The 12,353-nt window shown below is 63.4% G+C and carries 12 protein-coding genes; 4 read left to right on the top strand and 8 right to left on the bottom strand.

Annotation, left to right across the window (positions count from 1 at the left end; genetic code table 11):
• Positions 1-6 precede the first annotated feature (6 nt).
• Positions 7-408, bottom strand: a complete 402-nt coding sequence (locus BLT98_RS24585; protein ID WP_034786369.1) for a tellurite resistance TerB family protein — start codon at positions 406-408, stop codon at positions 7-9.
• 66 nt (positions 409-474) lie between these two features.
• The gene (locus BLT98_RS24580) at positions 475-1,437 is read right to left on the bottom strand and encodes a TerC family protein (RefSeq protein WP_034786370.1); all 963 of its coding nucleotides are present in this window, start codon (positions 1,435-1,437) and stop codon (positions 475-477) included.
• A 159-nt stretch (positions 1,438-1,596) separates the two neighbouring features.
• Here BLT98_RS24580 and nhaR point away from each other — a divergent pair, with 159 nt between their 5' ends.
• From nhaR to BLT98_RS24565, 3 genes are all read left to right on the top strand, one after another.
• Positions 1,597-2,496, top strand: a complete 900-nt coding sequence (gene nhaR, locus BLT98_RS24575; RefSeq protein ID WP_092612429.1) for a transcriptional activator NhaR — start codon at positions 1,597-1,599, stop codon at positions 2,494-2,496.
• Between the two features lie 26 nt (positions 2,497-2,522).
• A complete protein-coding gene (locus BLT98_RS29290) occupies positions 2,523-2,978 on the top strand; it encodes a LysR substrate-binding domain-containing protein (RefSeq protein ID WP_170846488.1) in 456 nt (151 codons plus the stop codon).
• Positions 2,979-3,064: 86 nt separating this feature from the next.
• A complete protein-coding gene (locus tag BLT98_RS24565; protein WP_092612426.1) occupies positions 3,065-4,387 on the top strand; it encodes a chloride channel protein in 1,323 nt (440 codons plus the stop codon).
• On the opposite strand, the gene BLT98_RS24560 is transcribed toward BLT98_RS24565, so the two are convergent.
• From BLT98_RS24560 to BLT98_RS24535, 6 genes are all read right to left on the bottom strand, one after another.
• A complete protein-coding gene (locus tag BLT98_RS24560) occupies positions 4,384-5,499 on the bottom strand; it encodes a toxin-antitoxin system YwqK family antitoxin (protein WP_092612423.1) in 1,116 nt (371 codons plus the stop codon). The genes BLT98_RS24565 and BLT98_RS24560 overlap by 4 nt on opposite strands.
• A 77-nt stretch (positions 5,500-5,576) precedes the next feature.
• The gene (locus BLT98_RS24555; RefSeq protein WP_034786664.1) at positions 5,577-6,071 is read right to left on the bottom strand and encodes a MarR family winged helix-turn-helix transcriptional regulator; all 495 of its coding nucleotides are present in this window, start codon (positions 6,069-6,071) and stop codon (positions 5,577-5,579) included.
• A gap of 79 nt (positions 6,072-6,150) precedes the next feature.
• Positions 6,151-7,281, bottom strand: coding sequence for a toxin-antitoxin system YwqK family antitoxin (locus tag BLT98_RS24550; RefSeq protein ID WP_170846487.1), 1,131 nt, complete (start codon positions 7,279-7,281; stop codon positions 6,151-6,153).
• A 148-nt stretch (positions 7,282-7,429) separates the two neighbouring features.
• Complete coding sequence (msbA, locus tag BLT98_RS24545) at positions 7,430-9,265, bottom strand: lipid A export permease/ATP-binding protein MsbA (protein ID WP_092612417.1); 1,836 nt, start codon at positions 9,263-9,265, stop codon at positions 7,430-7,432.
• 108 nt (positions 9,266-9,373) lie between these two features.
• Positions 9,374-9,757 (bottom strand): hypothetical protein, encoded by a 384-nt coding sequence (locus BLT98_RS24540; protein WP_139179371.1) that lies wholly within the window; start codon positions 9,755-9,757, stop codon positions 9,374-9,376.
• Positions 9,758-9,801: 44 nt separating this feature from the next.
• Entirely contained in the window at positions 9,802-10,764 is a 963-nt protein-coding gene (locus BLT98_RS24535; protein WP_170846486.1) for a Dyp-type peroxidase, read from the bottom strand.
• 161 nt (positions 10,765-10,925) lie between these two features.
• On the opposite strand from BLT98_RS24535, the gene BLT98_RS24530 reads away from it, so the two are divergent.
• Entirely contained in the window at positions 10,926-12,347 is a 1,422-nt protein-coding gene (locus BLT98_RS24530) for an aminotransferase-like domain-containing protein (protein ID WP_070278540.1), read from the top strand.
• The last annotated feature ends 6 nt before the right edge of the window (positions 12,348-12,353 follow it).

The raw sequence follows: 12,353 nt of genomic DNA, 5'->3' as shown, positions 1-12,353 counted from the left end.
TGTGCATCAGGCGGCATGCGCGCGGAAGTTCGTTTCCGCCGACCATGCCGCGCTGGCGCGGGCCAGCAAGACGGCTTCGCCATCGGCCAGCCAGTCGTCCGCATCGGCGATCTTCCACATGGCTTGCAACAGCTTGCGGCGCAAGTCCGGGTCATCGATTTCATCGAGCAGGCTGTCAATCACGCCATTGGCCAGCTGCACGGCGCCATGCACGGTCGACGTCAGCATGTCGTCGCACAAGTCTTGCAGCAGTTGCTGGAAGGCGGCCGGCGCCAGGTCGATATGCTCGAGGATCTTGCTGCGGTGCATGGCTTGCAGCTCGGCGCTGGCCAGGTTGCCGTCGACCACCATCATCAGGGCCAGGATACGTCCCGCTGCCTGGGGACTGTTTACTTCATACGTACGCATAATCTCTTTTCCATTGTGAGGTTAAAAAGCGCGCCACCGCCGTGCGGGGCGCGCCGTACTGCTGTTTTACTGTTTGTCGCTGCGGGTGATGAACACGCTGGCCACGCAGCTCGACACGATCAGGACTGCCACCACCAGCAACGATGCTTCCACCGGCACGTGGTACCACGGCATGATCAGCATCTTTGCGCCGATGAACACCAGCACCATCGCCAGGCCATACTTGAGCATGTGGAAGCGGTCAGCCACGTCCACCAGCAGGAAGTACAGGGCCCGCAAGCCCATGATGGCGAACAGGTTCGACGTGAAGACGATGAACGGGTCCGTCGTGATGGCGAAAATCGCCGGGATCGAGTCAACCGCGAATACCAGGTCCGTCACCTCGATCAGGATCAGCACCAGGAACAGCGGCGTGACATAACGCAAGCCACCCTTTGCCACGAAGAAACGCTCGCCATGGTCGCCATCGGCCACCCGCAAGTGGCGGCGGGCAAAGCGCAGCACCGGGTTGTTCGCCACGTCCGGTTCCGCATCGGCCGCCACCAGCATGCGCATGCCTGTAATCAACAGGAAGGCGCCGAACAGGTATAGCACCCAGCTGAACTCGCTCACCACCCATGCACCGGCCATGATCATCACGGCGCGCATGACGATCGCGCCCAGCACGCCATAGATCAGCACGCGGCGCTGGTACTGGATCGGTACCTGGAAGGCGCTGAAGATCAGCAGGAAGACGAACACGTTATCGACCGACAATGCTTTTTCGATCAGGTAGCCGGAGAAAAATTCCAGCGCCTTCTGGTTGGCGATCTCGGGACCGGCCGTGCCGTTCAGATACCACCACAGGCCGCCGTTGAACAGCAGGGCCAGGCTGACCCACACGAGCGACCATGTCGCCGCTTCCTTGACACTGACCTTGTGCGCCTTGTTGCCGCCAAAGACGAACAAGTCCAGCGCCAGCATCACCAGGACAAAGGCGATGAAGCCGGCCCACATGGGGGCCGTAGCAATACTTTCCAGGCCGTTCATCGGCGGCCTCCGCAATGCTCTGTTTGTATCCTGAAGTCCATGGCACTCTCCTTGCATGAATTGAGCAGCCATCATAGTCCGAATATAAACATCGAACAAATCGAATATAATTTAACAATACATCGAAAAGCTCGATGTATTTATTTACCGGGAAACACCATGTCGACACTCAACTTCAAGCACTTGCGCTATTTCTGGATGGTGGCCAAGACGGGCAGTATCGCCCGCGCGGCCGAGCAGCTGCACCTGACGCCGCAATCGATTTCCGGCCAGCTCAGCGAGTTTGCCGAGACCCTGGGCGTGGAACTGTTCCGCCGCAGCGGGCGCCAGCTGGAATTGACGGACACGGGCAGGCGCATCCTCAGCCATGCCGAAAGCATTTTCAGCACGGGCGATGAATTGCTGGAAATCGTGCGCGACCAGTCGCGCACCACGACGACGACCTTCCGCGTCGGCTGCGCCGATTCCGTCTCAAAACTGATCGCCTGCCGCCTCGTCGCGCCGGCGCTGGGACTGGCCGAACCGCTGCGCATCATTTGCCGCGAAGGCCGGCTGGCCAGCCTGCTGGCGGACCTGGCCGTGCACCGGCTCGACCTGATCATGGCGGACCGTCCCATGCCGGCCCACTTGAGCGTGCGCGGCTTTAACCATTTGCTGGGCGAAAGCGGCATGACCCTGTTCGGCACGCCAGCGCTGGCCGTCACCCTGACGGGGAGCTTCCCGCAATGCCTCGATGGCGCGCCGCTGCTGCTGCCCGGAGAAGACTTCGCCATTTACGGACGCTTGCTGCAGTGGCTGGGCGACAACAACCTGCACCCGCGCATCGTCGGCGAGTTCGACGACAGCGCCATGATGAAAGCCTTCGGCCAGTCCGGCGCCGGCCTGTTCTTTGCGCCCACCGTCATCGCACCCCAGGTCTGCGAACAGTACGCCGTGGTGGCGCTGGGCCGGGTCGACAGCCTCGTCGAGCAAGTGTATGCGATCACCACGGAACGGCGCCTGAGCCACCCGGCAACCATCGCCATCAGCCAGAGCGCGCGGCAGGAGCTGTTCGTGTAAGCCAGATTCAATCGCTGACGACGATCTTGCCCGGCTGCCCGCCCCGCTCCAGCAGGGCATGCGCGCGCAACACGGTGGCGGCATCCATCGGCGACAGGCGCTGTCCTCTTGATCTGCAACACCATACTTGCCTGCACTACCGCTTCCGCCACAGCGGCAAGATCGAACAATGGCAGCTGCGCCAGGAAGCCGAGGCGCCGGTACCGGACTTGCCTTTGTCGATGGTGTGCAACAACGTGGAAGCACGCCTGCACTTCGCCCGGCAAGGCCTGGGCATCGCCTGGCTGCCCGACTTTCATGTGCGCAGCGCCATCGATGACGGCAGCCTGGTCGAAGTGCTGAGGGACTACGCGATCGCCGGCCATCCAGCCCACAGTTGCTGGCTGCTGTGGCCGTCAGGACCGCACCTGGCGCCGAAAGTGCGGGCCCTCGTCGATTTCCTGGCCGAGGCGAAGCTGTTGTCGCCTCTTGCCCACAAATAAGGCACAGGAAATACATTTGAACAAATACATCTATATAATGGCAAGTCTCCCCGACGCCCTGCGCGCCCCTTCCTGGACTTGCCGCAATGAAGCACTTGCACGATATTCCCTCTGCCTTCAAGCATGAATTTGCCAACCCGCGCCTGTGGTGGTCGCGCGCCGTCGTCGTCGGCATGGCCGCCATCGCGGGCCTCGTCGTCGTGGGCTTTACGTGGCTGGCGGAAGAAGCGCTGGACCTGTTTCTCTTTTTTAACGGCAAGGCCTGGTGGTTCGCCCTGCTGTGGACGCCTGTCTGCGCCGCCCTGCTGGTCTGGCTGACGCGCCGCTACGCGATGGGCGCGGCCGGCTCCGGCATCCCGCAAGTGATGGCCACCCTGGACCCTGCCGTGGCGCCGGAACAGCGCTCCTTGTTTGTCTCGTTGAAACTCAGTGCCGCGAAAATCTGCCTGACGGCGGGCGGCTTGCTGGGGGGATTGTCCCTGGGGCGCGAAGGGCCGTCCGTGCAGATCGCGGCCGGCGTGATGCTGGCCGCACGCCGCTGGCTGCCCCGTCACTCGCAGGTGAGCGCCCATTCCCTGCTGGTGGCCGGTGGCGCGGCCGGCATCGCGGCCGCCTTCAACACGCCGCTGGCGGGCGTCATGTTTGCCATCGAGGAACTGTCACGCTCGCCGGAGCAGCGCAACAGCGGCCTCATCGTCGCCGGCATCGTGCTGGCCGGCATGATGGCCGTGTCGATCCACGGCAACGCCACCCACTTCGGCATCATCCACCCCGGCCCCATTGGCCTGGCGCTGGCCTTGCCAGGCTTGCTCGTGACCCTGGTCGCGGGCGTGGCGGGCGGCCTGTTCGCCCGGCTGCTGCTGGCCTCCGCCCGGGGCAATCCACTGGGAAAATTGTCTGCGTGGAGAACAGGCCGTCCCGTGCTGTTCGCCGCCGTGTGCGGCGTGCTGGTGGCGGCCATCGGCATCGCCAGCCACGGCGCCACGTTCGGCAGCGGCACCGTGGCCACGCGCGCCATGCTGGAAGGCGCCAGTGATGCCTCCCCCGCCTTTGTTGCCTTCAAGTATGTGGCGACGTGGCTGACCGTCTGGTCGGGCGTGCCGGCCGGCATCTTCGCGCCGTCCCTGGCCATCGGCGCCGGCATTGGCCACGATATCGCCGTGCTGCTGCACTACCCGCACGCGCCGGCCCTGATCGCGCTGGGCATGGTGGGCTTCCTGGCCGCCGCCACGCAGGCGCCGCTGACAGCCTTCATCATTGTCATGGAAATGGTCGACGGCCACGGCATGGTGCTGAGCCTGATGGCCTGCGCCGTCGTCGCCAGCACGGTGTCGCGCGTACTCAGCGAACCGCTGTACGGGGCGCTGGCGCAGCTGCAATTGCAACGGTTGCCAGCGGCAGCAAGCTAGAAATTGCGGCAGGCACGCAGCAAGCGGCCATCCTGCCACTCGCAGATGGTGCGCGTGCCGTCGCCGGCCCAGGCCCGTTCCAGGCCCTGCTTGCGCCCGTGCACGTAGTCCACGGCATGGCGGGGCGAGCCGTCCGCATGCCACTCCCGCCACGCGCCATGCGGCACGTCATCATGGTAGGCAACGAGCCGGGCCAGCTTGCCGTTCGCATGCCATTGCCTGTCCTCGCCCTGCGCGCGGCCCTGCTCATCCTGCTGGCGCTGGCGCAGCGGCGTGCCATCGTCGCGCCAGCTTTGCGTGCTCAGCATGACGCCATCCTCGAACAGGTTTTTCTGGTCCAGCTGGCCATTCGCGAAATACAGCAGCGACCAGCCCTGCGGCTTGCCATGCAAGAAATTGAGGCGCGACATTTCACGGCCGTCCGGCCACCAAGCCTGGTGCAGGCCGTTGCGCTGGCCGTCCAGATACGGTCCCCGCTCGGCCAGCCTGCCATCCGGATGAAACGCCGTCACTTCACCGGTCAGCACGCCATCGGCAAAATGCGCGCGGTTGCTGACCTGGCCATGCTCGTCAAAGCTCAGGAATTCGCCATCGGCGGGCTGGCCCGCGTGATACAGCAATGCATGCCTCAGCTGGCCATTCGCATGATAGTGGCTATGCAAGCCTTCGTACTCGCCTGCGCGGTAAGCCTTGCGGCTTTTCACCGTGCCGTCCGCATAGTACGCGACGGTCACGCCATCGAAGTCTCCCTCCCCATTGCGCTCTTCCAGCAAGCCCAGCTGGCCATCGGCGAAATACACGCTGCGCTGGTAGACGTAACCGGGCGACGCCAGGTCCGTGCTGCGCAGCCAGGCATCCATGTGCAGCTTGCCTGGCGGCTGCGCGAAATGCAGCTGCCAATGCCATGCCTGGCGGGACGCATCGTGGTGCAACGGTGCGCGCTGCTCGTACATGGCCGCAGCGGGCGCAGCGGGCTGGTAATCCGCGTCGAAATAGAGGGAGGCCGGCGATTGCCCGGAAGGCAAAGCCGGGATGACCAACTCATGGGCCATGCAAATGGTGGAAGAACCGGCCAGGACGGTGGCCAGCAAAACGGAAGTGAATATCTTCAATGCGTGCTTTCATCAACGGTGCGACAGCGCCGATGATAATGGCAAGCGCGGCGGTCCAGCCGCACGCTTGCCAGTGATTACATGGTGAACGGAAACGGTTGCATGCCCGCCTGCCTGTCATCGGGAGCGACGACGGCCAGCAAGGCGCTCAAGCCCTGGTTCAGGTGCGCCAGGCTGTCGGCATCGAGCTGGCTCAGCGCGCTGGGCAGCAAGCCGCGCGCCGGCTGCGGCGCGCCAGCGATCACGGCCTGCCCTTCCGCCGTCAGGGTCAGGGTCACCACGCGCTGGTCGGGCTGGTCGCGCGCCTTGCGCACATAGGCTTTTTTGACCAGCGCCTCAACCAGGTTGCTGGCCGTCGTCTGGTGGATCGACATCTTGCTGGCCAGCTCGCCCATGCGCAAGCCCGGCCGCTCCAGCAATTCCTGCATCACCCACAATTGCGCGCCCGATACGCCGCATTGCTTCTCGATCTGCGCCGAGTGGCGCTGCGCCGCGCGCATCACGACGCGCATGTTTTGCAAGGCCATGCCTTGTGCCCTGGCCATCGCCGATACTTCCGCTTCCACCACCATTGCCTCCAGTTATCCCGCCGGCTTCACGCCTGCTGGCGGGCCGGAATTCCTGCATGATACCTGCAAAGGCGGACGACTCCTAGCGCATGGAAACTGGCTCTCCGGCTTGCCATGCCTGTTCCAGCACCAGCTTGCCGGCCTTGTCCCATTGGCGCTCGATGCCGTGCTTCTTGCCGTGTTCGTACGGCACGATCTGCCGCAGGCTGCCGTCGTCGTACCACGTCTGCAGCAAGCCGTGGCGCTGGCCTTCGACAAACGGGGTCACGCTGGCGCGCGCGCCGTTGGCATGCCAATCCGTCGTGTCGCCGTGGTCGCGCCCCTGCGCGTCTTTTTGCCAGGCAAACACGGGCCGGCCACTCGGGGCCCACGTTTGCAAGCTGAGCACGGCACCCTTCTGGTACAGCGTCTTGTTCGACACGACGCCATTGCCATGGCTTTCAAACGACCAGCCGTCGGGTTGGCCGTGCACCCAGACGGTCCGGGCCAGCACCTTGCCATCCTGCGCGTACATGACGAACTCGCCCTCGCGCTGGCCATTGACGTACCGCCCCTTCCGGAACAGCTTGCCATCGGCATAAAACGATTCCTCCACACCATCCATCTGGCCATGGCGTCGATACGAGCGGTTGCTGACGGCCCCGTTCGCGCCATACGACACTTGCTCGCCATCGGCCATCTCGTCGCCGTGATACAGCGTGCGGCTCATCAGCTGGCCATTCTGGTGATACGTTTCCGAAATGCTGTCGCGCCCGTTCGGCAAGGCGGTCACCCGCTGCTGGACCTGGCCATTCTCGAAGTACACACTGCCGCCGAGCAGCTCCTCGCCCTGGGCATTGAAATAGGTTTCGCGCAGCATCTGGCCATTCTCGTGGTAGTACTTGCGAAACTTCACGAACTTGACCTGGCTCAAGTCCAGATCCGTGGCATAGGTTTCAAAGGCGAGCACGCCCGGCGTGTCGGGAAATTCGAGCCGTACATGCCAGGCGCCCAGCGCCTCGTCGCGCACGGGTGGCGTGCGCAGCGCATACACGGCGCGGCGCTCGTTGCTCGGCATGAAATTTTCATCCAGATACATGGTCCTGTCCTCTTCTTGCGCGTGATGGGAAGCCGTTGCCGGCGACGGCGTATCTTCCTGTGCCGCCAGCGGCAAGGCCGTACTCATACCCAGCGCGGCGGCCAGCAGCCAGCGCATTGTCTGTTGATTCTTCATGTTGCTCCATTGTTCATGTTGCTTTGCGGCTGCCATCATAAAGGCAAGCGCCGGTCGCCACAGGCACGATTGCCGCCCCATGAAAAAAGGCCGGGACGGACCTGCTGGTCCGGCTCCGGCCTGGCGCATGGGCAGGATGGGCCAGGCGTCAGCCCAGGGCATCCTTGACGGGCGACAACTGGCTCGCATGCAGGCGCGCATACGCGCCGCCCTGCTGCAGCAAGTCCGCATGGCTGCCCGATTCCACCAGGCGCCCGCCCTGCATGACGACGATGCGGTCGGCGCTTTCGATGGTGGACAGGCGGTGGGCGATGACGATGGTGGTGCGGTTGCGCATCAGCACTTCCAGCGCGGCCTGCACGGAGCGCTCCGACTCCGTGTCCAGCGCGCTGGTCGCTTCGTCGAGCAGCAAAATCGGCGCATCCTTGTACAGGGCGCGGGCGATGGCCAGGCGTTGGCGTTGTCCGCCCGACAGGCGCGAACCGTTCTGCCCAGCCTGGGTGTCGTAGCCTTGCGGCAACTGCATGATGAAGTCGTGGGCGTAGGCGGCGCGCGCCGATGCTTCGATGCGGTCCTGGTCCGGGGCCGGGTCGCCATACGCGATATTCGCCGCCATCGTGTCGTTGAACAGGATCACATCCTGGCTGACGAGGGCAAACTGGCGCCGCAGGGCCAGCAAGGCGTAGTCGCGCACGTCGACGCCGTCGAGCAGGATCTGGCCGCCGCTGACGTCATAGAAGCGCGGCAGCAAGCCCAGCAAGGTTGTCTTGCCTCCGCCGGAGCCGCCCACCAGGGCCACCGTCTCACCGGCGCGGATATCGAGCGTGATATTGCTCAAGGCCGTGGGTGCATCGGGATCGTCGCTGTTGTAGCGGAAATGCACGTTCTGCAAGGACAAATTGCCCTGCACCGCGGCCGGGGCCACTGTGCCCGGGTCCGGCTCCAGCGGCGTGTCGATCAAACCAAAAACGGACTCGGCCGCAGCCAGGCCCCGCTGCAGCGGCTCATTGATCTTCGTCAAATTCTTGATCGGCGACTGCATGGCCATCAGCGCGCCCATGAACGCGACGAAAGCGCCCGGCGTGATGGCGCCGCTTTGCGCGCGCAGCATGGCGAAGTAAATCACGGACGACAGGGTAATGCCGACGAGCATCATGATGAAGCCGGAATTCATGGCCGAGGTAGCCGCGTGCTTGACAGCCAGCTGGCGGTTGCGCTTGACCACGTCGACGAAGCGCGCCTGTTCATAATCCTGGCCGCCAAAGATTTTCACGACGCGCTGGCCGGCTATGCTTTCGTCCAGCACGGACGTCAACTCGCCCACGGCTTGCTGCGAACTCTTGCTCAGGTGGCGCATGCGGCGTCCCGCCAGGGTCACGACGATGGCCACGATGGGCATCGACGCCATGCAGAACAGGGCCAGTTTCACGTCGATGCTGAACAATAAAATCAAGTAGCCGACGGTGGCGACGGAATCGCGCACCATCACGTTGAGCACGTTCAAGCCCGCCTGCGACACCTGGCTGGCGTCGAACGCCACGCGCGACTGCGTCAGGCTGGTGGTGGTGGTATCGAAAAAGCGGCTGGGCAGACGCATGATGGTGGCGAACATCTTTTCGCGCAGGTCGGCCTGCACCCGGCTCGATAGCCAGACGGAACCATAATCGCCGGCAAAGCTCGACACCATGCGCAACACGGCCAGGCCCAGGATAGTGGCGGGAATCACCCACAGGTCCACCTGCCCCGCCTGTGCAGGCAAGAAACGGTCGACCCAGCCCTGCAGCATGCCCATCACGCCGGACACGGGCGCGACCTGCGTGCTGGCCGTCGCGCGCATGGCATCGACGACGTTTTGCAACTGGCGGATTAACAACACATCGGTGGCGGACGCCACGCCCACGGCCAGCAAGGTGGCGACAACGATGGCGCCATAGCGGCGAAACTGGCCGGCCAGGCGGAAAAACAGGAGGCGACTTTGCTGCATGCAGGTGAGAAAAGTGAGGGTAAAGCGTGATTCTAACCGCTGCAACACTTACTTATGAGAAAGTCGCACCTTGCCGGTGCAGAACCGGCAAGGGAAATGCACGGGCAATCAGCTCTTCGCCACTTTCCACGCGGCCGCGCCGGCCTTGCAGACCTTCAGCTTGAGGGTCTGTTCCTGGCCCTTGGCGTTCAAGGCAACCTGCACCTTGCGGCATGTTTGCGCATCCGTCTTTTCCGTGTCGCTGGCCGTGATCTCGGCGGCGATGCGCACGGAATTGCGCAAGCCTTCATTGCTCCATTGCACGGTTTCGCCATCCTTCTTGTCATTGAGCACGTCGGTGACGGCCTTCACGAAGACGGGCTTGTCGTTCTTGTTCAGGTAAGCCATGGGCGTATCGGCCAGGAAACCCAGGCCGACGGCGGAAGCGGAAGCGCTGAAGACGACGCTGCCGAAGATCAGGGCGGACAGCAATGTGGCGGGACGAATACGCATGGAAAACTCCTTTAAAGTAAAAATAGGGACCGCCGGGACGGCCCTCAGCCGGGATCCGCCGGCGAAATACCCACGGCCAGCAAGGCATCGATGCTGGGCACAAAATAGATCGCCGACGACAGCGCCGTGGAAAAATCCAGCAGCCGGTCCGTCTTGGTGACGCCATCATAGCCTACGCCGTACATTTGCCGCAGCATGCCCATGGTCACCGTGATGTCCTTGCAGAAACCGACAAACATGACGCCCGCCTCGCTGGCATTGGCGTAATTGGCATTGCGGCGCACGATATCGACTTCCTCGCCATCGCGGATGAACTGGTTACGGCCCACATGGGAATCGACGGGCAGCGGCGACAATTCATGGCTGCCGGCCTTGGTGCGGCCCCACACCTGCTCCGCCGCGTGCACGGGCAAGGCGCGCAGGCGTTCCACATCCATACGCCATTTTTGCAGCAGCACGGTGGAGCCGCCCGCGCCCGCTTCACCGTCCGGAATGATGGCCACGCCGTTGGCGCGAAACGGATTCGGGTTGGCGACGCCGTCGGCAAAGCCGTCAAACGTCACGTTATTGTGATACGGAAAACACACCTGCTCGCTGGCCAGCTCGGCGAAAGGACTCAGCAAAGTGAGCGTCGTGCGCATGCTGTCGTACAGGGTGGCCGCGTTCGACTGCGTGATCCAGACCCAGAAATCGTGCTGGGTGGCCGGCGCCATCTTGCCGTTGGCGCCCACCAGGTCTTGGCCGAACGACGCCATATTGTCCGGCACGCAACCCGGGCAAGCGGCGCGCCACAGCTCGGGCTTGAATCCCAGTACCACGTTGGCCGTGCCGCCCGTCAACTGATGGTGGCGGTTCAGGGTGGGGTCCAGGATGCCCGTGACCTCGGACTCCCACAGCTTGCCCAGCACCCTGAACAACTGCTCCGGTTCAACGCCGGCCTTCACATTGAACTGCAAATGCACTTCGTCGCGCGCGACGACGGACAGCATGCTTTGTGGAATTGCCATGACCAATATTCCTTTTTTCATTTTCTATGTGGATGGTAAACCAGAAGTACGGGATGACAGTTTCATTTCGACAACATGCGTTCATTGCAAGCATACCTCCCCCATGAATTGGAAGATAATGCAATGACGTAGAGCAAGAATCAAAGAATGGATACCATTGCATGAAATTGTATGAAAAGCTCGTCAGCGACATCGAGCAACTGGTGGCCAAGGGCGTGCTCTTGCCCGGCGAACGCATTCCATCCGTGCGCCAGACCAGCCAGCAGCACAAGCTGAGCATCACCACGGTGCTGCGCGCCTACGTCAAGCTGGAAAGCATGGGCGTGATAGAAAGCCGGCCCCAGTCCGGCTACTTCGTGCGCCCGCGCGCCAGCGACACGGCCGCGCCCGCCATGTGCATGCAGGCGTCGCATCCCAGCCCCGTGCCGGCGGAAGTGCACGTCAGCCGCCTGGTGCTGTCGACCCTGCGCTCGATCGGCTTGCACGACGCCATCCCGCTGGGCTCGCCCTACCCCGATCCGTCGCTGTTTCCCTGGGAACGCATCAACCAGTATGCGGGCGCCGTGGCGCGCCGCAACCGCGCGTGGAACGTGACGGACGACCTGCCGCCGGGTAACCCACAGCTGATCCGCGAAATCGCCCGCCGCTACATGGAGAACGGCCTGGCCGTCGATCCCGACGAAATCATCGTCACCGTGGGCGCCACGGAAGCCATCAACCTGTGCCTGCAAGCCGTGGCCAAGCCGGGCGACACCATCGCCGTCGAGTCGCCCACCTTCTATGCCATGCTGATGGCCGTCGAACGGCTGGGCATGAAGGTGGTGGAAGTATCCACCGATCCGTACGACGGCATCAGCATCGAGGCGCTGGCCGACATCATGGCCCGCCAGCCCATCGCCGCCGTCATGGTGATGCCGAACTTCCAGAATCCGCTGGGCTTCCAGATGTCCGACCAGCGCAAGCGGGCCCTGTACCAGCTGCTGGAGCAGCACGACGTGCCCGCCATCGAAAACGGCGTCTACAACGAACTGTATTACGGCGATGCCCATCCGTCCTCGCTCAAATCGTACGACCGCAAGGGCCTGGTGCTGCACTGCTCCTCGTTTTCCAAGAGCCTCAGTTCGGCGCAGCGCGTGGGCTGGGCCCTGGCCGGACGCTACCGGGGCAAGGTGGAAGAGCTCAAATTCCTCAATACCCTGGCCACGTCCTCGTTTCCCCAGCTGGCCATCGCCGAATACCTGCAAAACGACGGCTACGAACAGCATCTGCGCCGCACCCGCAAGGCATATGCCCAGCAAGCGCGCATCATGGCGGCCGCCGTGCTGCGCTTCTTTCCTGCCGGCACGAAAATCTCGCACCCGCAGGGCGGCTACGTGCTGTGGGTGGAGCTGCCCGGCAATATAGATTCCATGCAGCTGTACCGGCGCGCGCTGGAATGCAAGATCACGGTGGGTCCGGGCCGCATGTTTTCCGTCAGCCAGGCTTACAAGCATTGCATCCGCCTCAACTACAGTTATCCGTGGAGCGTGGGCGTCGAGCAAGCCATTATTCTGCTCGGTAAGCTCATCACCGAATTCCTGTAGGCATTT

Origin of the sequence: Janthinobacterium sp. YR213, from assembly GCF_900099875.1 — a bacterium.
Lineage (GTDB): Bacteria > Pseudomonadota > Gammaproteobacteria > Burkholderiales > Burkholderiaceae_D > Janthinobacterium > Janthinobacterium lividum.
The sequence above is the reverse complement of the archived record's forward strand: the minus strand, read 5'-3'. Positions and strand labels throughout refer to the sequence as shown.